23 protein-coding genes are annotated in these 21,264 nt (G+C 45.6%); 11 read left to right on the plus strand and 12 right to left on the minus strand.

The window, feature by feature from the left end; translation table 11 throughout:
• Window positions 1-2: 2 nt before the first annotated feature.
• Window positions 3-1,022 (minus strand): DNA cytosine methyltransferase, encoded by a 1,020-nt coding sequence (locus B5G04_RS15970; protein ID WP_022041202.1) that lies wholly within the window; start codon window positions 1,020-1,022, stop codon window positions 3-5.
• A 5-nt stretch (window positions 1,023-1,027) separates the two neighbouring features.
• Entirely contained in the window at window positions 1,028-1,981 is a 954-nt protein-coding gene (locus B5G04_RS15975; RefSeq protein WP_022041203.1) for a HaeIII family restriction endonuclease, read from the minus strand.
• A 120-nt stretch (window positions 1,982-2,101) separates the two neighbouring features.
• Here B5G04_RS15975 and B5G04_RS15980 point away from each other — a divergent pair, with 120 nt between their 5' ends.
• The 5 genes from B5G04_RS15980 (at window position 2,102) to B5G04_RS16000 (ending at window position 6,588) form a co-directional block, all read left to right on the plus strand.
• Window positions 2,102-2,599: a very short patch repair endonuclease gene (locus B5G04_RS15980; RefSeq protein WP_087398021.1), complete on the plus strand. Its 498-nt coding sequence runs from the start codon at window positions 2,102-2,104 to the stop codon at window positions 2,597-2,599.
• A gap of 511 nt (window positions 2,600-3,110) precedes the next feature.
• Complete coding sequence (locus B5G04_RS15985) at window positions 3,111-3,995, plus strand: YitT family protein (RefSeq protein ID WP_022041205.1); 885 nt, start codon at window positions 3,111-3,113, stop codon at window positions 3,993-3,995.
• 24 nt (window positions 3,996-4,019) lie between these two features.
• Window positions 4,020-4,610 (plus strand): Crp/Fnr family transcriptional regulator, encoded by a 591-nt coding sequence (locus B5G04_RS15990; RefSeq protein ID WP_087398022.1) that lies wholly within the window; start codon window positions 4,020-4,022, stop codon window positions 4,608-4,610.
• Window positions 4,611-4,657: 47 nt separating this feature from the next.
• Window positions 4,658-5,590 carry a tRNA (adenosine(37)-N6)-dimethylallyltransferase MiaA gene (gene miaA, locus B5G04_RS15995; RefSeq protein WP_087398023.1) on the plus strand — a complete coding sequence of 311 codons (933 nt, stop codon included), beginning with the start codon at window positions 4,658-4,660 and terminating at the stop codon, window positions 5,588-5,590.
• A 65-nt stretch (window positions 5,591-5,655) separates the two neighbouring features.
• Window positions 5,656-6,588: a YegS/Rv2252/BmrU family lipid kinase gene (locus B5G04_RS16000; protein WP_022041208.1), complete on the plus strand. Its 933-nt coding sequence runs from the start codon at window positions 5,656-5,658 to the stop codon at window positions 6,586-6,588.
• Between the two features lie 78 nt (window positions 6,589-6,666).
• On the opposite strand, the gene B5G04_RS16005 is transcribed toward B5G04_RS16000, so the two are convergent.
• A complete protein-coding gene (locus B5G04_RS16005) occupies window positions 6,667-7,599 on the minus strand; it encodes a transposase family protein (RefSeq protein ID WP_087395870.1) in 933 nt (310 codons plus the stop codon).
• 70 nt (window positions 7,600-7,669) lie between these two features.
• Here B5G04_RS16005 and kdsA point away from each other — a divergent pair, with 70 nt between their 5' ends.
• Window positions 7,670-8,476: a 3-deoxy-8-phosphooctulonate synthase gene (gene kdsA, locus B5G04_RS16010; protein ID WP_087398024.1), complete on the plus strand. Its 807-nt coding sequence runs from the start codon at window positions 7,670-7,672 to the stop codon at window positions 8,474-8,476.
• 79 nt (window positions 8,477-8,555) lie between these two features.
• The gene (serS, locus tag B5G04_RS16015; RefSeq protein ID WP_022041210.1) at window positions 8,556-9,830 is read left to right on the plus strand and encodes a serine--tRNA ligase; all 1,275 of its coding nucleotides are present in this window, start codon (window positions 8,556-8,558) and stop codon (window positions 9,828-9,830) included.
• Between the two features lie 315 nt (window positions 9,831-10,145).
• Here the strand turns inward: serS and B5G04_RS16020 are convergent, their stop codons facing one another.
• From B5G04_RS16020 to B5G04_RS16060, 9 genes are all read right to left on the minus strand, one after another.
• Window positions 10,146-11,132, minus strand: a complete 987-nt coding sequence (locus B5G04_RS16020) for a Gfo/Idh/MocA family oxidoreductase (RefSeq protein ID WP_022041211.1) — start codon at window positions 11,130-11,132, stop codon at window positions 10,146-10,148.
• A 118-nt stretch (window positions 11,133-11,250) separates the two neighbouring features.
• Window positions 11,251-12,072, minus strand: a complete 822-nt coding sequence (locus B5G04_RS16025) for a transporter substrate-binding domain-containing protein (protein ID WP_087398025.1) — start codon at window positions 12,070-12,072, stop codon at window positions 11,251-11,253.
• A 14-nt stretch (window positions 12,073-12,086) separates the two neighbouring features.
• Window positions 12,087-14,210 carry a putative porin gene (locus B5G04_RS16030; protein ID WP_087398040.1) on the minus strand — a complete coding sequence of 708 codons (2,124 nt, stop codon included), beginning with the start codon at window positions 14,208-14,210 and terminating at the stop codon, window positions 12,087-12,089.
• Window positions 14,211-14,488: 278 nt separating this feature from the next.
• Window positions 14,489-15,034, minus strand: a complete 546-nt coding sequence (locus tag B5G04_RS16035) for a 2-oxoacid:acceptor oxidoreductase family protein (RefSeq protein WP_022041214.1) — start codon at window positions 15,032-15,034, stop codon at window positions 14,489-14,491.
• 132 nt (window positions 15,035-15,166) lie between these two features.
• Complete coding sequence (locus B5G04_RS16040) at window positions 15,167-15,934, minus strand: thiamine pyrophosphate-dependent enzyme (RefSeq protein WP_022041215.1); 768 nt, start codon at window positions 15,932-15,934, stop codon at window positions 15,167-15,169.
• Complete coding sequence (locus tag B5G04_RS16045) at window positions 15,931-16,125, minus strand: hypothetical protein (RefSeq protein ID WP_022041216.1); 195 nt, start codon at window positions 16,123-16,125, stop codon at window positions 15,931-15,933. Before B5G04_RS16045 ends, B5G04_RS16040 begins: the two co-directional genes overlap by 4 nt.
• 6 nt (window positions 16,126-16,131) lie before the next feature.
• On the minus strand, window positions 16,132-17,217 hold the full coding sequence (locus B5G04_RS16050) for a 3-methyl-2-oxobutanoate dehydrogenase subunit VorB (protein ID WP_022041217.1): 1,086 nt from the start codon (window positions 17,215-17,217) through the stop codon (window positions 16,132-16,134).
• Window positions 17,218-17,344: 127 nt separating this feature from the next.
• On the minus strand, window positions 17,345-17,572 hold the full coding sequence (locus B5G04_RS16055; RefSeq protein WP_022041218.1) for a 4Fe-4S binding protein: 228 nt from the start codon (window positions 17,570-17,572) through the stop codon (window positions 17,345-17,347).
• Window positions 17,573-17,590: 18 nt separating this feature from the next.
• On the minus strand, window positions 17,591-17,869 hold the full coding sequence (locus B5G04_RS16060; RefSeq protein ID WP_087398041.1) for a tetratricopeptide repeat protein: 279 nt from the start codon (window positions 17,867-17,869) through the stop codon (window positions 17,591-17,593).
• 328 nt (window positions 17,870-18,197) lie between these two features.
• Here B5G04_RS16060 and B5G04_RS16065 point away from each other — a divergent pair, with 328 nt between their 5' ends.
• The 4 genes from B5G04_RS16065 (at window position 18,198) to B5G04_RS20005 (ending at window position 21,243) form a co-directional block, all read left to right on the plus strand.
• Window positions 18,198-18,857: a LysE family transporter gene (locus tag B5G04_RS16065; RefSeq protein WP_087398026.1), complete on the plus strand. Its 660-nt coding sequence runs from the start codon at window positions 18,198-18,200 to the stop codon at window positions 18,855-18,857.
• Window positions 18,858-18,873: 16 nt separating this feature from the next.
• Window positions 18,874-19,422 (plus strand): DUF4924 family protein, encoded by a 549-nt coding sequence (locus tag B5G04_RS16070; protein ID WP_087398027.1) that lies wholly within the window; start codon window positions 18,874-18,876, stop codon window positions 19,420-19,422.
• Window positions 19,423-19,443: 21 nt separating this feature from the next.
• The gene (locus B5G04_RS16075; RefSeq protein ID WP_087398028.1) at window positions 19,444-21,015 is read left to right on the plus strand and encodes a peptide chain release factor 3; all 1,572 of its coding nucleotides are present in this window, start codon (window positions 19,444-19,446) and stop codon (window positions 21,013-21,015) included.
• A gap of 75 nt (window positions 21,016-21,090) precedes the next feature.
• Window positions 21,091-21,243 (plus strand): hypothetical protein, encoded by a 153-nt coding sequence (locus B5G04_RS20005; RefSeq protein WP_158098054.1) that lies wholly within the window; start codon window positions 21,091-21,093, stop codon window positions 21,241-21,243.
• The last annotated feature ends 21 nt before the right edge of the window (window positions 21,244-21,264 follow it).

Genomic DNA, 21,264 nt, shown 5'->3' on the forward strand with positions numbered 1-21,264 from the left:
AATTATGCTATATCTTCGGGAAGCAGTATGCCTTTTTCTATTAGCGTATTTTTGATTTGCAAAGCTACGTGATAAGCCAGGTTGACCGGAACTGCATTGCCAATCATCTTATAGCCGTAGTTTACGTCATCGTAAATAAATTTGAAACTATCCGGGAAACTTTGTATGCGTGCTACTTCACGGACGCTCATTCGCCTGTAAAGATGTTCGTATCCTTCTGCGAATTTTTGCAGGTTTTTTTCTACTTTAATCATTTTAGGAGCTTGAGGATGCAGCTGGCATTGGCGTCCGCTTGCCTGTACCGTAAAACCAGGTTCGTCCCATGAACGAACTCGGTTGCGCGACATGAATATAGGAGAATATGCTCCTGTAAAATATTCATTATTGGGCACAATGCATGCATCTCCGTTCGTTTTGTTTTTGTCTCGTGCAGGGATAGCTGTGTCTTGTAAATCCCAAATGCATTCACGTAAAGTCGGTTTGTGTTTAAGCGGGGTCGGGTACTTGAAATCGTGAATGTTCAAGTCTTTTCGGAAGCCAATGTAAAAGACCCGATCTCTGTCTTCTGCAACATCGTAATCGTTGGCGTTCAACATTTTCAGATTTACGTCATAACCGGCTTTGTCAAATAATTTCATAAAGCCGCTTACTGCACTGGAGTGGCGTTTGGCTAACATTCCTGAAACATTTTCGGCAACGAAAAATAGGGGCTGTTTATCTTTAAGTATGCGGATATATTCATAAAACAATTGTCCGCGAGCATCTTCAATGCCTTTTAAAGAACCGGCTTCACTCCACGATTGGCAGGGAGGACCGCCAATGATGCCGGTAATGCCATCAGGAAATTCAGAAGAAGGGATATTCCGTATATCTCCTTCTATCAGTTTGACGTTAGGAAAATTTATCCGATAAGTTGGGCATATTTTGGCATCAAGCTCGTTGGCGATTATCGTTTTGAATCCTGCATAATGGAAACCTAAATCCAAACCTCCGGCTCCGGAGAATAAACTGATTAATGTCATCATAATTAATTCCAAAAACAATTTAAAGTAATAATGGTTATTGGCATACCGATTAATTGAATGTCAAATTTCAGTGATGGCTCAACATTGGTTTTTGCGTTATGTATTCGGAAAGAAAATTGCCAGCCTTCATCCATATAGAGTTCAACTGTATTTTGACTGCCTGGTACAAAATCTAAACTAACAATTCGGGTAGGTAAGGACGCTATGGGAATAATTTTTGCGGATTTTTGCGTTTGGCTTGCCATCCCTAATGTACCATGTAGGTTATAAGATTGAATTTTTGTATTCCGTTCTTTATCAATACTGATAATTTTGTAAAAATCATATTCCCCTAAAAGATATTCGACTAACTTTCCGGGAATGTTTTTATGTTTCGCATATTGACGCTTGATTTCATTGATGAATGCTTTCAACAATGGAATATAAATATCTTTTTCTTTGTTGGGCAATTCTTTGAATTTTAAATGTGACCTTTGACTGGCTTTCAGATAATTGAATGTGGACTGTGTGTCTTTCCAATAATCTGATGAACAGGGTATGCCATACCATTTGCTGCCAAAATCTAATCGATCACTTAACCTGCTATGCTTTACGGCAAAATGGTTATGTTTTAAGCTTAATCCGATTTCCCAATGGATGTGATTGCGTATAATTAAGATGTCACGTACATCACCGTTTTCTCCTTTTTTATCGGCTTGTATCAATAATTCCAATACATCTTCCCCTTTTTCGATAATCCGTGGCTCTAATGTGAATAATTTGGCAACAGCTGCATATGCACTTGTTTTATAGATATTTTGTACATTCGTAGCTAATTTATTCCATGCTCGTTGGGCTGCATAATAACTACTGTTTGTAACGATTCTTGCCGGACGTATTTTACTTGTCTCTTCTTGGAGGATAAGTAGGCAAATAAATTCGTAAGCTCTGCCTTGGTTGTTGCTTTTGTTGCTCATGGTTATGTTATATAAGGGTAGCAAAAGTATAAAAAATATTCGAATAATTTCATATTTTGTGTCTTTGTTTTTGTGATGTTGTTGGAATTGATGTAACTTTCGGGGCAGAAATAATATATAATGGACAAGCTAACCAAAGAACAACGGCACCGGTGTATGGCGGCTATCCGCGGCAAGGATACCAAGCCGGAAATGATAGTCAGGAAATATCTGTTTTCGAGAGGATTCAGGTACAGGCTGAACCATCCCCGTTTGCCCGGGCATCCCGATATCGTGTTGCGGAAGTATCGGACGGTTATCTTTGTCAATGGTTGTTTCTGGCACGGGCATGAAGGATGCAGGTATTCGCATTTGCCTCGGACGAATGCAGCGTATTGGCAAGCGAAGATAGAGCGGAACAAAGAACGTGATAAAAAGGAGCAACGTGAACTGGCAAAGATGGGCTGGCATTGCATAACGGTGTGGGAATGCGACCTGAAGCCGGCGAAAAGGAATGAAACGTTAGAGTCTTTGGCATATACGTTGAACCATATTTATTTGAAAGACCGTTCCATCGTTTGTTATGAATTTCCTGAAGAAGTTTCTCCTATGGCTGCCGAGCCGGAACCGGAATATTAATGCCCAAGAAATCAGAAACAGAAAGTTATAGAAAGATTTCCATAAAAAGGTGTCTTATATTCCAACAGCACATGGAACATAATACTGAAACATCTGTAAAGATAATACAATCCAAGTGCGAAAGCAAATGTTGGGGGAGAAAATGCGAATTTAATGCTAAGTCAGGATGAAAGCCAGGATGAAATGACAAAGAAAGCCTTATCTTTGTATGACATCGTGTTTTTTCATAGGATAAATGTATAAGTGATGAAAACGGTATTGATTTTAGTATTCTTTTGGGCATCCGCTATGTTGGGTTATGGACAGGAGCAAGTATTTGATAGTGTCTTGAAGAAGGGCAATGCGTCATTGGTATTTGACAGACCTTCCGCTGATGTGGGCTTTTGTACAGGCATGGCGGCACTGGCAGGCTTTCTTGGGTTTTCTTTACTTATTCTGTTGGTTTTGTACGATTATTCCGGAGTTTTTTATACTTTTGTATTCCGAAAATTAAAGCTAATTAGAAACGGACATGAATTTGACTGGAACTTTGAAAGCCAATCCCGTATGGCGGGAGGCGAAAGATTATTTGCTGATAGCCTTGGGCATGATGATGTACGGGATAGGGTGGACGGTGTTTTTATTGCCCAACAACTTGCCTTCGGGAGCTGTGCCGGGTATTGCTTCTATTATTTACTGGGCAACAGGTTTCCCCGTACAATATACGTATTTGGCTATCAACGGATTTTTGCTGTTGCTGGCATTGAAGATTCTCGGGTTGAAGTTTTGCATAAAGACCATTTGGGCGGTAATTGTACTTACGGTCTTTCTGGCTGTTATCCAGAAGCTGGTTCAGGGAGGACTGATACATGATGAGCCGTTTATGGCTTGCGTGCTGGGAGCTTCGTTCTGTGGCGGTGGAATCGGTCTGGCATTTTCTGCAAACGGAAGTACAGGCGGCACAGACATCATTGCGGCCATTGTGAACAAATATCGCGACATCTCGCTGGGGAGGGTGATTCTGATGTGTGATGTCATTATCATTTCTTCCAGTTATCTGGTGTTGCATGATTGGGAGCGGGTGGTTTATGGTTACGTAGTCTTGTTTATCACCAGTTTTGTCATTGACCAGGTGGTGAACAGTGCACGCCAGTCGGTCCAGTTTTTCATCATATCCAATAAATACGAAGAAATCGGACACCGCATCAATAAAGACCTGCATCGGGGGGTGACATTTATCGATGGTGTAGGCTGCTATACGAACAATGGTGTAAAACTGATGTTTGTCTTGGCAAAAAAACGGGAGTCGAATACCATTTTCCGCCTGATAAAGGATATTGACCCTCATGCATTTGTCTCGCAGAGTGCGGTGATTGGTGTCTTTGGAGAAGGATTCGACCGGATCAAAGTAAAATGAAAAACTTTTTTAATCGAAATATCTATGACGACAACGAGTATTGAAATAGCGCGGCAGATGGCGGGCGATCACAATGTGGCGCTTGCTAAGGAAAGTGTTCACGCATTGGCTGATATTTTGGTCGGCAGGAAATACAAGAAAGGTGAAATGGTGCTGAATGAAGGCGAAGTATGTACTTGTGTGCGTTACATCGAGAAAGGTATGCTGCGCCAGTTCTATTTCAAGTATGGGAAGGATATGACCGAACATATTGCATACGAGAAAGGGGAGGTGGTTTGTCTGGAAAGCTATTTCCGTCAGGAGCCAACCCGTCTGATGATAGAAGCTTTGGAACCGACGGTGCTGTGGGAGATAGACAAGGCAGGCATCGACCGTTTATCAATAGAATATGTGGATATCGGGGTGCTGTATCGGAAGATTTTAGAGAATTCGTTGATAGAATCGCAGGTGAAGGCCGACACGTTGCGTTTCGAGTCTGCTCATGAACGTTATAACAAACTGTTCCAGCTGCATCCGGAAATCCTGAAGCGGGCACCATTGGTCTACATCGCTTCGCTGCTCCAGATGACTCCGGAAACCTTGAGCCGTGTACGTTCGGCAAGCCTGAACAGTTGAGATGTGCGTGATAAGTGATTTATGGGTCTGTAAAGAACTGGATATTTATGACATATGACTTGATTACCATATTAGGTCCTACCGCATCGGGAAAAACACCGCTTGCAGCGGCTTTGGCCCATCGTCTTCATACGGAAATCATCAGCGGTGACAGCCGTCAGGTGTATCGCAGGATGGATTTGGGGACCGGAAAAGACCTTGCTGACTATGTCGTAGACGGACACCGGATACCTTATCACTTGATAGATATTGCAGAACCTGGAACGAAATATAACGTTTTCGAGTTTCAGCACGATTTCCTGCAGGCATACGAGGATATCCGTTCGCGGGGAAAGCTTCCCGTCTTGTGCGGTGGAACAGGCATGTATCTGGAGTCTGTATTAAAAGGATACAAGTTGCTTCCTGTACCTGAAAATCCGGCATTGCGTGAAAGACTTGCCTGTAAATCATTGGAAGAGTTGACGGTTCTCCTTTCGACGTATAAGACTTTGCATAATTCTACCGATGTAGATACGGTGAAACGTGCCATTCGTGCCATCGAAATAGAAGAGTATTACCGCACGCAACCTGTCGATGCCCGGGATTTTCCGGAAATCCATAGTCTGATTATCGGGGTGGATATCGACCGTGATTTGCGTCGTAAAAAGATTACATACCGGTTGCGACAGCGTTTGGACGAAGGAATGGTGGACGAAGTACGGCGGTTGCTGGAAGAAGGCATTGCTCCGGAAGACCTGCTCTATTATGGACTGGAGTACAAATACCTTACCCTGTATGTAACGGGAGCCTTGACTTACGATGAGATGTTCCGTCAGTTGGAGATAGCTATCCATCAGTTTGCTAAACGGCAGATGACGTGGTTCCGGGGGATGGAGCGGCGCGGGTTTACCATTCATTGGATAGATGCTACGCGTCCGCTGGAAGAGAAAGTGGAGGAAATAATGAGATTGCTTGATACGAATCAAACCGAATATCCGTGAGATACCGGTAAGGTAGAAAATTTGGCAAATTGTGGACATTTATACAAATCAATAAATAAAGGATTATGGCAGTAGAACCTACCCGCTGGGGCGTAATATACAATCCGAAAGCCGGAAGCCGGAAAGCACAGAAGCGGTGGAAAGCAATTCGCGATTACATGGAGAGCCGGAACGTACAATTCGACTATGTGCAGTCGGAGGGATTTGGGTCGGTGGAGCGTTTGGCGCGCACCTTGGCTAATAACGGTTATCGCACCATTGTTGTGGTAGGTGGCGACGGAGCATTGAATGATGCGGTAAATGGCATTATGCTGTCTGATGCCGAGGACAGACATGACATTGCCTTGGGCATTATTCCCAATGGCATAGGGAATGACTTTGCCAAGTATTGGGGATTGGATTCGGATGATTATCGGGGGGCGGTCGATGTACTTATCAACCGTCGGTTGCGGAAGGTAGATGTAGGTGTGTTTGGTTATTACGACGGGCAGACGCATGTGAAGCGTTATTTCCTGAATGCAGTATATATCGGGTTGGGGGCGCGTATCGTTATCATCACCAATGAGACACGCCGGTTCTGGGGGATTCCTTTGTTCTCGTATCTCTCTTCATTGTTTTTGGTGGCATTTGAGCGTAAGCTGTACCGGATGCATCTGAAAGTAAACGATGAACATATTCGTGGACGTCTGATGGCTGTGGCGATAGGAAGTGCACGGGGATATGGATTGACACCTAGTGCTGTGCCTTATAATGGATGGCTGGACGTATCACTGATATATCGCCCGGAATTGCGTCAGTTGGTGTCGGGCTTGTGGATGTTGCAGCAGGGAAGGCTTTTGAATCACAAGACTGTGAAGCCTTACCGTACACGACAGGTGAAAATCCTTCGGGCGCAAAATGCCGAAATCAGTCTGGATGGGCGTGTTTGGTTCGACCGTCATTTCCCTATCGAAATAACCATTGCTCCCGAAGCATTGACACTGATAATTCCGGAATAAGTGGCTGTACATAATAGTTGGTGTATATTGAAAAGAACTTAATTTTGCACACATATTTAACAATAGAGTTTATGTAAATTAGTTATGATAGTTCCAAGGGTTGATTTTAATTCTGAGATTATGCAGTGCCATACATGTGGAAAAGATGTTTTCTACAAAGTTGTTTGCCCTGAGCCTGCACTCGTCTTTGACGATGCGCATGACTTTCGCGCTTCCTATGACATGTTCTATACGCACCCTGATGGCGGAAACTTTCTTGTTGTATTCCTTGTCCTGCCTGGAAAGCTCTTTCCCTTTGGGCTTCTTGACCGGTTGTATGATTTCCACCCCCTCAGGCTCATAGCCTTGGTATCCCGTATCTTGATACAAGGTGCAAGGCACAGGAAAAGAATACATTGTGTCAGCCATCTTCTTGTCGTGGGTCTTGCCCGAAACGGTCTGACTGACAAATATGACCAGACAAGCCATCGTTACAATGACGGCGTTCTTGACCGTGTGCCGTTTTTTCTTGCCGCTGTAACGCTCCTTTTGCATGTCCCGGTCTGCCGGACGGGGAATCTCCCGTTCCGTCCCGTCATGAAGAAGTACCGGCTTGTCTCCCTCTTTGGAAAGTTCCGCCAGCCGTTCGGCAAGCTCCTTGTCGGTTTCTGCGGGGACAAGACCTTTCGCTTTAAGGGACAGACGAAGGATTTTAGTCAGGCAATGGATGAATATGTTGCAGTGCTTCTGGTTCATTCCGAAACAGGCCGCATGATATTCCTGCAACGGGTTGTTTTTCAAATAAACCAAAATGAAGAACAGGCGGTCGGATATGCTGGGAAGGGGGCTGTTCTTGTAGATGGAAGGACTGCGGCGTTTTCCGCTACGGCGTTCCCCGGTCATTTCATACTCGGACAAATAGTCCTCATGCGCAGCCTCGAAATAAGGGAGAAGCGCACAAAACTGTTCATGGCTAACTCCCGTCAAGGCACGGAAACTTTTGCTGTTGTCTTTATGGTCGTGGTAATTCATGTTGCAAAGGTACGCGTATGCGCGATATATAACAAATCTAAATTACATAAACTCTAATAGATAATATACAATGATACAGACAATAGATGACCTGGTCCGTTCGGATAATTTTTTTCTGTTGGCGGGACCGTGTGTAATTGAAGGCGAGGATATGGCGTTGCGCATAGCTGAGCGTGTGGTAAAAATAACCGACCGTTTGCATATACCTTATGTGTTCAAGGGTTCTTATCGTAAGGCGAACCGTTCGCGTCTGGATTCGTTTACTGGCATCGGCGATGAAAAAGCATTAAAGGTCTTGGCAAAAGTAAGAAGTACCTTTGGTGTGCCGGTAGTGACCGATATTCATGCGGCTGAAGAAGCCGGCATGGCTGCCGAATACGTGGATGTATTGCAAATACCTGCGTTTTTGTGTCGTCAGACCGATTTGCTGGTAGCGGCTGCCCGGACGGGCAAGATAGTTAATATTAAAAAAGGACAGTTCCTTTCTCCCGCTGCGATGTGTTTTGCAGCCGATAAGGTAGTGGAAGCTGGAAATCCGCAAGTGATGCTGACTGAAAGGGGAGTCACATTTGGTTATCACGACTTGATTGTCGATTATCGGGGGATTCCCGAAATGCAGGCTTTCGGGCATCCGGTCATACTGGATGTGACCCATTCGCTCCAGCAGCCCAATCAGGCTTCGGGCGTGACGGGAGGTATGCCCCAGCTGATAGAAACCATAGCCAAAGCCGGAGTGGCGGTAGGTGTGGATGGTTTGTTTATGGAGACGCACGAAGACCCTTCGGTGGCTAAAAGTGATGGGGCAAACATGCTGAAGCTCGATTTGCTGGAGGGTTTACTCGAAAAACTGGTGCGCATCCGTCAAAGTATCTTGTAAGAATCATTGTTTATGTTTCAATAAAAGAATATCTTTGCATCACGAAAACAAGATCTACGATTATTAAAAGACTAAAGATATGCTTACAATTAAACAAATTACAGAGGATACCGACAAGGTAATCCGTGGATTGGAGAAAAAGCATTTCGCAAATGCAAAAGAAACCATTGCCCAAGTGCTCGAACTGAACAGCAAGCGTCGTAATGCACAAGCTCAATTGGATAAGAATCTGGCAGAAGTAAATGCTACATCGAAAACCATCGGACAGTTGATGAAAGAAGGGAAGAAAGAAGAAGCCGAAACAGCCAAGGCACGTGTGTCAGAAATCAAGGAAACAAGCAAGGCTTTGCAGGCAGAAATGGATCAGGCTGCTGAAGACATGCAGAATTTGCTGTATACCATTCCAAATGTGCCTTACGAGGAAGTGCCCGAAGGTGCTGGTGCCGAAGATAATCTGGTAGTGAAAATGGGAGGCATGGAAACCGAACTTCCGAAAGACGCACTGCCTCATTGGGAGTTGGCAAAAAAATACAACCTGATTGATTTTGATTTGGGTGTGAAGATAACAGGAGCCGGCTTCCCGGTCTATCGGGGACAGGGGGCACGCTTACAACGTGCGCTCATCAATTTCTTTCTCGATGAAGCTCGTGCCGCTGGTTATGAAGAAATAATGCCTCCTACGGTGGTAAATGCTGCTTCGGGTTACGGAACGGGACAGTTGCCTGATAAAGAAGGGCAGATGTATCATTGCAACTTGGATGATTTGTACCTGATTCCGACAGCAGAAGTTCCCGTCACAAACATTTACCGCGACGTGATACTTGATGAAAAGCAGTTACCCATCAAGAATTGTGCTTATACCGAATGTTTCCGTCGTGAAGCAGGTTCATATGGTAAAGATGTGCGTGGCCTAAACCGTTTGCACGAGTTTTCAAAAGTAGAACTGGTGCGCATTGATACCCCCGAACATTCCCGCCAGTCGCATCAGGAGATGCTCGATCACGTAGAAGGTTTGCTGAAGAAACTGGAATTACCTTATCGTATTCTGCGTTTGTGCGGAGGTGACATCAGCTTTACTGCTGCTATCTGTTACGATTTCGAAGTTTACTCGGAAGCTCAGAAACGTTGGCTGGAAGTAAGCTCGGTATCCAATTTTGATACGTATCAGGCAAACCGTTTGAAGTGCCGTTATCGTACTGCCAATAAGAAGACAGAGCTTTGTCACACGCTGAATGGTTCGGCACTTGCCTTGCCGCGTATTGTGGCAGCCCTGCTCGAAAACAACCAGACGCCGGAAGGTATCCGTATTCCGAAAGCATTGGTTCCGTATTGCGGATTCGATATGATTAAGTAAGAAGCTGTTTTGAATTTCTCCAAAAAGTTTTTCTTGGCTTGATGTATCCGTTTTCGTGTGTGCTTTGGGCGATTTTTTGGTCCTTTCCGCTCCTGTTCTTCGTCAGATAGCCCGCTATCTTCCTTATCACAGAAGCGAAAATGCCTCAAAAACTCATCCCAAATCATCGCACGATAAATTCAAAACAGCTTCTAAAAAGTATATTTGATTTTCCTTTGAACACAGAAACCCTAAGACACGGAGTTTAATCTATCAGATTGTTTTCGTGTCTTTGTGTTTCTGTGTTTTTTCAGAGCTTTTCAATTATTCGTTTTCTTACAGTTTGTTCAGGATGCGGTCCATTACCCAGTTGGTGGGAGTGGCGCTTATGCCGTCGCATGTACAGATGGCTTTTCCTTGCAGATGCTCCACTACGGCTTTGATTAGCGGAAGCTGCACATAGGACGGATTTTGTGGAAGGATTTCCTCACGTCCATGTTCCGTATGTAAGCCGATAGGCTCGTAGGTAAAGACAGAGAAGCAAATCATTCCTTTGTCACCAATAATTTCAATGCGGTCTTCTTTTGCCGATTCGTGAGCAACAAAACACCACGAGCCGGAACCAGGCAATCCGGATTCGAACTTGAAGCAAGCACTGATAGTATCTTCTGCCTGGTATAGTCCACCACGGTTGCTCTTATATCCTTCTGCTTCCAGGATACATCCGAACATTTCCTGCAGTAAATCCAGCTGGTGGGGAGCCAGATCATAGAAATAACCTCCTCCGGCAATGTCGGGCTGTACACGCCATGGCAGGTTGGTGCTGTTATAATCCAAGTCGCGTGGAGGCTGTGCAAAACGTATTTGCACATTGATGACATTTCCTATCTTGCCTTCTTCTACCAGTTGACGAACCTTTTGGAAATAGGGTAAATAGCGGCGATAATAGGCTACAAAGCAAGGTACACCTGTTTCTTGTGAGATGCGGTTGATACGTGCACAGTCTTCGTAGGTGGCTGCCATAGGTTTTTCAATGTATACAGGTTTTCCTGCCTTCATGGCCATAATGGCAAAGGTGGCATGCGAAGAGGGAGGCGTGGCGATGTAAATGGCGTTTACATCCTCGTCACCTATCAGTTCTTGCGCATCAGTATACCAGCGAGGAATGTTGTGTCGGTGTGCATACGATTTTACTTTTTCTTCATCGCGGCTCATGACGGCAACAACACGTGAACCGTCTATCATATTGAAAGCGGGACCACTCTTTTTTTCGGTCACTTCGCCACAACCGATGAATCCCCAGTTTACCTTGTCTAATTGCATAGTTTTCAAGTTTTGTTTTTCAGTTAACTTATTAATTGGTCTATATTTGTATATCACATGGAGAGAATTTAAACAGGCTCTAAAGTATCTGTGTATCTTCTTCTGTGATGAGATGTCATTAAAAGTATTTGTTGTACAGTTTCTTGTAAGAGACGGTTTTGCTGTACCGTTCAAGCCAATGGTTGAGGGTATCCAGCAAGGCAGGCGAATGCTTGTTTACGCCCCAGGCATAAAATTGCGTGAAACTGATAGCTGTATTGATGTCAAGGTTCGGGAAGCGTTCCTGCAAAGAGCGGGCGATGCTTTCATCGCATACGGCATAGTCGATGTCTTTTCCTGCCACCATGGCAAGAAGCTGTTCAGGTCCGTATTGTTCCACTTCCTGGATGTAGATGGTATCGGCTATTTCACTGATAAGGTTGTGGAGCCGGAGCAATGCCGGAGAACCTTTGATGACATGCAATTGTTTGTGTGCCAGGTCGAGCTGGCTGCGGATATAAGTGCTGTCTTGTTCGTTTTCGGGTTTTCGCTGTACCAGCACTTGTTTGCTTAACGTCAACGGACGGGTAAAGAGCAATGTGTCTTTCGATTGGGATGTGATAACGGTTCCTGTCGCCAGAAGATCGTATTTTCCTTTAGTGACACCTGCAAGTCGTTTCTCAAAGCTCATTTCTGGAGTTATTTCCAGTTTCAGGTGTTTGTCAGAGGCAAAAGCATTCAGCAGTTCATAATCGAATCCTTGCAGCGTGTCTCTGTTTATGTGGTAGCTGATAGCGTTGTATTCGGTCACTGCACGCAACACGCCCGATTGAACAATTTCGGCATAGTCGCGAGGGGCATAGGCAGGACTATTTTCTTTCTGTGTGCCGAACACAATAAATCCTGCAACAATAACTATTGCCACGATGCTGTATCGGATGAAGGGTTTGCCTTTCTGCATAATGTACGGTTTTTTTAGTCAAAGAAGTTCCACGATATGCCGATTTTGAACAGACGCGGATTCAGTGGGTAGTGGGGAGCCAGGAAATAACTGTGGGTCCCTTGTCCTTGAATCAGGTTGTACATCATCAAGAAGATACGCGTGCGTTTCAGGTGCAGGTTGATGTAACCGTTCACTAAAGGATAGTTCCCTAATTTGTAGCGCGTGTCTTTGTTTTGCAGATAGAATTGACCGATTGCCGGCGCATAGTCGGGGGCATAATATTCGGTGAAATAGCGCACGTCGGCACCCATTTCTACTTTCAAAACCTTCTTTGCCAGCCCGAAGCTGAGGTAGAGGTTATGGTACAAGACCAGTTTCGGCAATGGAAGGATGTCTTGGTTGCTTGAAGTCTGGTAAGTCACTTCGTTATCCAGGTGAAAAATACCCAGTTTGAAATCTTGCCGGAGCGATGCGCTGAATACCTGGATGCTCCCCGAGTGTTGGGCTACTCCTAGATTGTTCAGGTAATGAGTTGTGGTTCCACTTTCGTTGCTGCTGCCAGTTTCGTCTCCGCTACTGCCTTGTCCGTCACTTACCGAAAGGTTATCGAGATAAGTATAGTTGGTGATGTTTTCTACACCAGCTTTCAGTTGCGTACGCCAACGGTCAATGCTGAGTTGTCCTTCAATGCGGGTACGCATCATTTTCGAAAGGTCGTTATTGTCCCACCAATAATGTTTCGAGTGGAAATGACGATAGTAGAATGTCGGGTTTTGGTTCTTGATATAGGCATTTGCCTGTAAACGGACGGTATCATTGAACAGGCGGAAGTTCATGTTTCCGCGTCCTTCCACCGAAAATGCTCCGGCATCTTCGCCTATCAGTGCAAATTCACCCGTTACGTTATAATGGAACATTTTGCCTTGTTCTTTGATGAGTTGTCCTCCCACAGAAATGACATTTTCCGTATAATCTGTAGGAATACGTTGTCCGGGAGTTCCGGCGATGGTGTCGGTCATCGTAAAGCGGCGGAATTCGTGGGTGACGAAAGCGGTAAGGCCGGCTTTTGCCCATTTGTTGAATCCCTCGCGCAGTGATATGCCGAGCGTGTTCTTTACTGCCAGATAGTCTGTCTTGTCACGTTCTATGTCGGGCAAGAAATTATTTAGAAAGTATTCCGTGTTCTCCGTTTCATCTTGTGAGATATATTGGCGTCTTGCCACGTCTACTTTCACCGTGTGCATGAAACTGGTGACAGGTACGAATACCTGTGTGTTGGTTGTATCGTTTTCGTCCGGATTGTCACGGTAGAATCCTAAGTTATACCGATGAGTCAGGAAAGCATGGTATCCTGTGTTGTGGTTCCATATGGCACTCAGGTTGGTCGGGATTTCGCTATTGGCGTATGTACGTCCTCCTTCAGCCATATCCAGCGGCGCACTGACGTAACGATCATCGGTGATACCGCCGTTTTCGGCTACCTTCAAGTTGTCGTTGATGAAGCTGAAATGCATATTGTATTTGTCACCCAGATAGTAGGCAAATAGGTTTCCGTTGAACAAAGCTGTTGACTGGTGGGCGTATTTCCCTCGTCCGTACACATAGTCGATGTTGAACCCGAATCCCAGCCGTTTGTTGGCATTCACGGCAAAATAGGCTTTGAAACGTTCTTCTCCGTCGCGGCTGCTACCTTGTTTATAATAAGTCAAGTTGACAAAGGGCGACTTGGTGTTTGTGTATGTTACGTCTTGCGGTTGTAACACAGTGTAATCGTAAGGGTCGAAAAAGAAGAACTGGCTGGCATCTTTACGGTCGAAAAATACATGAGCAATACGGGGAGCTCCCAAGTTCCCCAAATAGGTATAATGTCCGTAAGGACCTCCTGTATCGTTCGTGTTTTGGAAGCCATGCTGCAAAGTATCGACAGGCACTTCGGTACGGTTTCCGAAACGGGCATCAATTTTCCACGATGTCAGCCCGATGGGAATGGTGCTGGCATCGTTAACGGCGGTTGTGTCTATCGGATTCCCGTTCCGGTCGTACATATCTCGGTCTGTACCTGATGCCGAACTTCCGAATTGGTTGGATAACGTGTTCTGTGCGGACAGTTTGCCGCATATCAGTGCTATGATTGCTATAAAAAGTATCTTCCTCATAATGGGGACAAAGATATAAAAGAAAAACGAAACAAGGGATAACTTAGGGGCAGATTTGCAGATATTCGTCATTGTTAAACGGGGCAAATGCATCTAAGAAGCTGTTTTGAATTTCTCCAAAAAGTTTTATTGAATATCCGCATTCCACCCGATTGCCATGTAGGGGCGTATCGCATACGCCCAAAACATTCACGTGGATTAGTTGATGCATTCGGGCGTATGCGATATGCCCCTACATAGGATATCTGCGGATATTCAAAACAATTCCTTAATCTGGGTTACTTCATTTCCTTGATGATGTCCATGCCGATGTGGATAGCTTCTTCATTCATTGGAATCAGGCTGTGATGACGTTCGGGAAGTGTCTTGTACAAGGCTTTTACCACACTTGCGATGGATACAATGGGACGGATTTTCAGCAGTCCGCCTAATACAATCATGTTGAAAGTCTTTGCCATCTTCCGTTCGTTGGCTTCGTCCATGGCGTTGATGCGATAGACGTGGATATCTTTGCGGGTAGGCGGATTGATTATGCCGTAGCCGTCGTAAATCAGTACGCCGCCAGGTTTTACTTTACTTTCGAACTTTGCCAGAGAAGGTTGGTTCAAGATGATGGCGGTATCGTATTTGCTCAGAATCGGAGAAGATATGCGTTCGTCGCTCACGATGACCGTGACGTTGGCGGTTCCTCCGCGTTGTTCGGGGCCATAGGCAGGCATCCAGGTCACTTCTTTGCCTTCCATCAGACCGGAGTAGGCAAGGATTTTTCCCATCGACAATACGCCTTGGCCTCCGAATCCAGCTATAATGATTTCTTCTGTCATATTGTTTTGAGTTTTTAAGTTTTTTAGTTTTTAAGTCTTTAAGTTCTTGAGTTTTTTAGTTCTATAGTTCTTAAGTTTGCAAATAAAATGCTGTCAGTATTGCAGAGCTTAAAAACTCAAGAACTTAAAAACTCAAATCGTCGTATCTTTCAAGTCGCCCAGCGGGTAGAAAGGAAACATGTGTTCTTCCATCCATTTGTTGGCTGCTTCGGGAGTCATTTTCCAGCCCGAGCTGCAGGTCGACACGATTTCTACCAGGCTGGAACCTTTGCCCTGCATCGAGTTTTCGAAAGCTTTGCGGATAGCTTTCTTCGCCTTGCGGATAGCTGCAACGGTGTGCACAGACTGGCGGGTGACATAGCAAGTGCCTTGCAGGGTGGCTGCTATTTCGGTCATCTTCAGCGGATAACCGTGGATTTCCGGATTACGTCCGTAGGGGCAAGTGGCGGTTTTCATGCCGACGAGAGTGGTAGGCGCCATTTGTCCACCTGTCATACCGTAAATGGCATTGTTGATAAAAATGATGGCGATGTTATCACCACGGTTCAGGGCGTGAATGCTTTCGGCAGTTCCGATACATGCCAGGTCGCCATCGCCTTGATATGTGAATACCAGGCGGTCGGGCCACAAGCGCTTGATGGCTCCTGCCAATGCGGGTGCACGTCCGTGTGCGGCTTCCTGGCAGTCGATGTCCAGGTAATTATACATAAAGACGGCACATCCTACAGGGCTGATGCCGATGGCTTTTTCAGTCATGCCCATTTCGTCGATGACTTCAGCTATCAGCTTGTGTACGACTCCATGGCTGCATCCCGGGCAGTAGTGCATCGGGTTGTCGTTCAATAAACGAGGTTTCTGGTAAACCAGGTTTTCGGGTTTTACGATATCTTCTTTTGTCATAGTTTTCCTCCTTGTCGATTACGTTGAGAGAATCGGAGCGCGTACTCTATCATTTTTATAATGATGGATGTCGCACATACGTAGAAAAATACGGTCTGGTTGACATCTGTAAAGAACAGGATGATAGTAGCCACTGCACCTATCATAAAAACAATGTTCAGTACGGTTCTGATCTGGTTTATCTTGTTCATAATCGGTTACTTGTTGTTGATGAGTTTTTCTTTCAATGATTCGATGACTTCATCCGGGTCGGGAACGATTCCTCCCAGGCGCCCGAAGTGTTCGACCGGAATGCGGCATTCCACAGACAGCTTGACGTCTTCAATCATTTGTCCGCTGTTCAGTTCGACGACGAGGATGCCTTTCATTTGCCGTGCTCTTTCCTTCAGGGCTTCTCCAGGGAACGGCCACAAGGTGATGGGGCGGAACAAGCCAACTTTGATGCCTTCCTCGCGGGCGTGCTCCATTGATTTCTGGGCGATACGGGCACATGAGCCGAAAGCTACAATCAGGTATTCGGCATCTTCGCAATCTATTTCTTCGTAACGGGTTTCATGTGCCGTTATTTCTGCGTATTTGGCTTGCAGGTGCAGGTTGCGCTGTTCCATTACCGCAGGGTCAAGTTCCAACGAAGTGATGATATTGGGCTTGCGTCCTTTACGTCCTGTGGTAGCCCATGGACATTGGGCAATGATTTCTTCTTCGGTGCGGCGCGGACGAGGTTCGGGAAGTACGACTTTCTCCATCATTTGTCCGATGACACCGTCGGCAAGAATCATGGCCGGGTTCCGGTATTTAAAAGCCAGTTCGAATGCCAACCCTACGAAATCGGCCATTTCCTGTACCGATGCCGGAGCCAGTGCGATGACATGATAGTCGCCGTGTCCGCCTCCTTTGGTGGTCTGGAAATAATCTGCCTGGCTGGGCTGGATGGTACCCAGTCCGGGTCCTCCTCGCATTACGTTTACTATCAGGCACGGAAGTTCGGCACCTGCAATGTAAGAGATTCCTTCCTGTTTCAGGCTGACGCCCGGGCTGGAGGAGGAAGTCATTACCATCTTGCCGCTTCCGGCACCTCCATATACCATATTAATAGCTGCCACTTCGCTTTCTGCCTGCAAGACGACCATACCGGTTGTCTCCCATGGCTTTAGTTCGGCGAGAGTTTCCAATACTTCCGATTGGGGAGTGATAGGATAGCCGAAGTAACCGTCCACGCCGAACCGGATGGCCGCACGGGCGATGGCTTCGTTTCCTTTCATTAAAACTACTTCTTCTGCCATATCTTTTTAAATTTTTATAGTTGACTAGGTCTTAGGTACTAGTTGACTAGGTCTGGAATTGTTTTACTACGGTATTTAAAACCTAGTCAACTCGTACCTGGTCACCTGGTTACCTGTTTTTAAAAACTTACGCTTCTTTTGCCCTGTATACTGTCAGACAAGCGTCCGGACATACGATGGCGCACGAAGAACAACCGTTGCAGGTGTCTTCCAGGGTCTGTTGTACGTAATTATATCCTTTTTGATTTACTTTTTTGGTAAGCGACAATACATGCAACGGACAGGCAACCACGCATAGGTTGCACCCTTTGCAGCGTTCTGTATTCACGATTACCACACCTTTCATCTTAGCCATAGTAAAATTACCTTATTCTTATTGATTAAACATGTCTTTGTTATAAAATTCCAGGATATCCATCACCATGCGCCGGGCTTCGGATGCCGGACTGTCGGGATTGAGGGCAATGGCTTCCTGATAATTGTTCAGGGCTCCTTGCCAGTCGCCTTGCTTGCGGAACGCATTCCCCAGCAGGTAGTAGGCATAGTCGGCATTGTCCGGATGCTGGGCCAGGAGCTTGTTCAGTTCTTGGATGGCTGCGTCAATCTCTCCATCGTCAATCTTGCTTTTAATCTCTTTCAGTCTTTCTGTCATGGTTATGATTTGTCTTTCCGGCAAAGATAGTCTTTATTTTTTATTATTTCCTACGTGGACTGGAAATATTTTCGAAAGAGTAGTGGGGAAAGAGTTTTTATGCGTGGGTGAAAATAAGTGCATGTGCCGTTGGAAGTATATGCGTGGCCCGATGAAAACGTATGTGTGGAAGATTGCATATATTATCCTTATGGATGCGCATATTCGTTGTATGGGAGGTCGCTGGACGGGGGTAGGAAAGATTGGATTTTGGCTTTGGCTTTCATGTTGTAAAAGAATTACAGCCGAAATCGTAGGTAATCTCGCAAAAAAGTAGCATCTTTGCACTATGAATTGGATAGAACATGTTACGATACTGGATTTGTTGATAAAAGGGTTTATAGTGGGAGTGGTGGTTTCCGCTCCGCTGGGGCCTGTTGGCGTTCTTTGTATTCAGCGTACATTGAATAAAGGACGCTGGTTTGGCTTTGTGACAGGACTGGGGGCGGCACTGAGCGATATTTGCTATGCGTTGCTTACGGGATACGGCATGAGCTTTATGGACGAGCTTATTCTGAAGCATCAGATTTTTCTGCAAGTGGTGGGCAGTATCATGTTGCTGGCTTTCGGCATTTATACGTTCCGGAGTAATCCGGTGAAGGCGCTTCGGCCTTCGTCGGGTAAAAGAGGAACTTACCTGCACAATTTTGTGACCGCCTTTTTTGTCACCTTTTCCAATCCATTGATTATCTTCCTGTTCATCGGACTCTTTGCCCGGTTCTCATTCGTGATGCCGGGTAGCCCTATCGGCTTCCAGCTGGTGGGCTATCTTGCCATTATTATGGGAGCGGTAAGCTGGTGGTTCAGCATCACTTATTTTGTGAACAAGGTGCGCACGCGGTTTAATGTGAGGGGCATCTGGATGCTGAACCGTATCATTGGTGTGGCGGTGATTGTAGCGGCGATGGTGGGATTCGTGCTGGCTGCTACCGGAAAATCTTTCTCTTGACAGATACGATAAGAATATGTATATTTCCCGACAACTTAAACAACAGAATATTGCAGAATACTTGCTCTATATGTGGCAGGTGGAAGACTTGATTCGTGCCAACGGTTGCGATATCGGACAGATACGGCGGAATGTCGTCGACACGTATCTTTCTCTGACCGACCCGCAAAGGCAAGAGTTGACGCAATGGTATGAAGACTTGATTAATATGATGCACGATGAAGGCGTGATGCAGAAGGGGCATTTGCAAATCAATAAGAACATCATCGTATGGCTGACCGACCTGCATCTGCGTTTGCTCCGCTCGCCTAAATTCCCTTACTATAGCGCTGCTTATTACAAGGCTCTACCTTTTATCGTAGAGCTTCGGGCAAAGGGGGCGGACAGGGACGTGCCTGAACTGGAGACGTGCTTCGATGCCATGTATGGCGTATGGATGCTGAAACTGCAAAAGAAAGAGGTGAGTGAAGATACGCAGAAGGCGGTGAAAGCAATCAGTGATTTGCTGGCTATGCTTGCCGGTTATTATATAAAGGAGAAAAAAGGGGAATTGGATTTAGACTGATATCGTAGAAAAATAAGAAATATGGCAAATCAGGAAATAGAAAGAAGAAGAACATTTGCGATTATTGCACATCCGGATGCCGGTAAGACTTCGTTGACGGAAAAACTGTTGCTTTTCGGAGGGCAGATCCAGGTGGCAGGTGCTGTAAAATCGAACAAGATTAAGAAAACCGCTACCTCCGACTGGATGGATATTGAGAAGCAGCGTGGTATTTCGGTCACTACATCGGTGATGGAGTTTGATTATCGGGATTACAAAGTAAATATCCTTGATACACCTGGTCACCAGGACTTTGCGGAGGATACATACCGTACGCTTACGGCGGTGGATAGCGTAATCATCGTGGTGGACGGGGCGAAAGGTGTGGAAACGCAGACACGCAAGCTGATGGAAGTGTGCCGTATGCGCAACATGCCGGTGATTATTTTCGTCAATAAGATGGACCGTGAGGCTAAAGACCCGTTCGACCTGCTGGATGAGTTGGAAGAAGAACTCGTTATCAATGTGCGTCCCTTGACCTGGCCTATCGAAAGCGGACCGCGTTTCAAGGGTGTGTATAACATTTATGAGAAGAAGCTGAACCTGTTCCAGCCTTCCAAGCAAGTGGTGACGGAGAAGGTGGAAGTGGATATCCATACCGAAGAGCTTGATAACCACATTGGCGCTCCTTTGGCTGAAAAACTGCGCAACGATTTGGAACTGATAGAAGGCGTATATCCCGAATTTGATGTCAATGAATACTTGAAAGGTGAACTGGCACCTGTATTTTTCGGTTCTGCATTAAATAATTTTGGCGTACAGGAATTGTTGGACTGCTTCGTGGAAATTGCTCCCAGTCCCCGGCCGGTACAGGCAGAGGAACGTGTGGTAATGCCCGACGAGCCTAAATTTACCGGATTCATTTTTAAGATTACGGCAAACATTGACCCTAACCATCGTTCGTGCGTGGCGTTCTGTAAGGTATGTTCGGGTAAGTTTACACGAAATACGCCGTATTTGCATGTGCGGCAAGGCAAGACAATGCGTTTTTCTTCACCCACTCAGTTTATGGCTCAGCGCAAGACCACAGTAGATGAAGCGTGGGCAGGCGATATTATCGGTTTGCCGGATAACGGTACGTTCAAGATTGGCGACACGCTGACCGAAGGCGAACAGTTGCATTTTAAGGGATTGCCCAGTTTTTCGCCTGAAATGTTTAAGTACATCGAAAATGCAGACCCGATGAAGACCAAGCAATTAAATAAGGGTATTGACCAATTGATGGACGAAGGCGTGGCGCAATTGTTCATCAATCAGTTTAACGGACGTAAGCTGATAGGCACGGTAGGGCAGTTGCAGTTCGAGGTAATCCAGTATCGTCTGGAGAACGAATACAACGCAAAGTGCCGTTGGGAGCCGGTCAGCCTGTACAAGGCTTGCTGGATAGAAAGCGATGATATGGACGAACTGGAAGCATTCAAGAAACGGAAGTTCCAGTATATGGCAAAAGACCGCGAAGGGCGTGATGTCTTCCTTGCCGACAGCGGATATGTGCTACAAATGGCTCAGAATGATTTCAAGCACATCAAGTTTCATTTCACCAGCGAGTTCTGATTTGTTTTTTCACCACAGATTACACGGATTTAGAAGCTGTTTTGAATTTATCGTGCGCTGATTTGGGATGAGTTTTTGAGGCATTTCCGCTTCTGTGATGAGGAAGATAGCGGGCTATCTGACGAAGAACAGGAGCGAAAAGGACCAAAAAATCGCCCAAAGCACACACGAAAACGGATACATCAAGCCAAGAAAAACTTTTTGGAGAAATTCAAAACAGCTTCTTAAATCATTCTTACTCCATGTAAT

The sequence above is a fragment of the Bacteroides sp. An51A genome (genome assembly GCF_002161565.1).
In the GTDB taxonomy this organism is placed as follows: Bacteria; Bacteroidota; Bacteroidia; order Bacteroidales; family Bacteroidaceae; genus Phocaeicola; species Phocaeicola intestinalis.

What these genes read in the sequence shown, in the direction of transcription:
- B5G04_RS16000 (WP_022041208.1), top strand. Translation starts at nt 5,656, where the DNA reads ATGGCAGTAGAACCTACCCGCTGGGGCGTAATATACAATCCGAAAGCC.
- B5G04_RS16070 (WP_087398027.1), top strand. Translation starts at nt 18,874, where the DNA reads ATGTATATTTCCCGACAACTTAAACAACAGAATATTGCAGAATACTTG.
- miaA (WP_087398023.1), top strand. Translation starts at nt 4,658, where the DNA reads ATGACATATGACTTGATTACCATATTAGGTCCTACCGCATCGGGAAAA.
- B5G04_RS16045 (WP_022041216.1), bottom strand. Translation starts at nt 16,125, where the DNA reads ATGAACAAGATAAACCAGATCAGAACCGTACTGAACATTGTTTTTATG.
- B5G04_RS16020 (WP_022041211.1), bottom strand. Translation starts at nt 11,132, where the DNA reads ATGCAATTAGACAAGGTAAACTGGGGATTCATCGGTTGTGGCGAAGTG.
- B5G04_RS16030 (WP_087398040.1), bottom strand. Translation starts at nt 14,210, where the DNA reads ATGAGGAAGATACTTTTTATAGCAATCATAGCACTGATATGCGGCAAA.
- kdsA (WP_087398024.1), top strand. Translation starts at nt 7,670, where the DNA reads ATGATACAGACAATAGATGACCTGGTCCGTTCGGATAATTTTTTTCTG.
- B5G04_RS16005 (WP_087395870.1), bottom strand. Translation starts at nt 7,599, where the DNA reads ATGAATTACCACGACCATAAAGACAACAGCAAAAGTTTCCGTGCCTTG.
- B5G04_RS16035 (WP_022041214.1), bottom strand. Translation starts at nt 15,034, where the DNA reads ATGACAGAAGAAATCATTATAGCTGGATTCGGAGGCCAAGGCGTATTG.
- B5G04_RS15985 (WP_022041205.1), top strand. Translation starts at nt 3,111, where the DNA reads ATGAATTTGACTGGAACTTTGAAAGCCAATCCCGTATGGCGGGAGGCG.
- B5G04_RS16040 (WP_022041215.1), bottom strand. Translation starts at nt 15,934, where the DNA reads ATGACAAAAGAAGATATCGTAAAACCCGAAAACCTGGTTTACCAGAAA.
- B5G04_RS16060 (WP_087398041.1), bottom strand. Translation starts at nt 17,869, where the DNA reads ATGACAGAAAGACTGAAAGAGATTAAAAGCAAGATTGACGATGGAGAG.
- B5G04_RS15980 (WP_087398021.1), top strand. Translation starts at nt 2,102, where the DNA reads ATGGACAAGCTAACCAAAGAACAACGGCACCGGTGTATGGCGGCTATC.
- serS (WP_022041210.1), top strand. Translation starts at nt 8,556, where the DNA reads ATGCTTACAATTAAACAAATTACAGAGGATACCGACAAGGTAATCCGT.
- B5G04_RS16025 (WP_087398025.1), bottom strand. Translation starts at nt 12,072, where the DNA reads ATGCAGAAAGGCAAACCCTTCATCCGATACAGCATCGTGGCAATAGTT.
- B5G04_RS16050 (WP_022041217.1), bottom strand. Translation starts at nt 17,217, where the DNA reads ATGGCAGAAGAAGTAGTTTTAATGAAAGGAAACGAAGCCATCGCCCGT.
- B5G04_RS15990 (WP_087398022.1), top strand. Translation starts at nt 4,020, where the DNA reads ATGACGACAACGAGTATTGAAATAGCGCGGCAGATGGCGGGCGATCAC.
- B5G04_RS16055 (WP_022041218.1), bottom strand. Translation starts at nt 17,572, where the DNA reads ATGGCTAAGATGAAAGGTGTGGTAATCGTGAATACAGAACGCTGCAAA.
- B5G04_RS15975 (WP_022041203.1), bottom strand. Translation starts at nt 1,981, where the DNA reads ATGAGCAACAAAAGCAACAACCAAGGCAGAGCTTACGAATTTATTTGC.
- B5G04_RS16075 (WP_087398028.1), top strand. Translation starts at nt 19,444, where the DNA reads ATGGCAAATCAGGAAATAGAAAGAAGAAGAACATTTGCGATTATTGCA.
- B5G04_RS16065 (WP_087398026.1), top strand. Translation starts at nt 18,198, where the DNA reads ATGAATTGGATAGAACATGTTACGATACTGGATTTGTTGATAAAAGGG.
- B5G04_RS15970 (WP_022041202.1), bottom strand. Translation starts at nt 1,022, where the DNA reads ATGACATTAATCAGTTTATTCTCCGGAGCCGGAGGTTTGGATTTAGGT.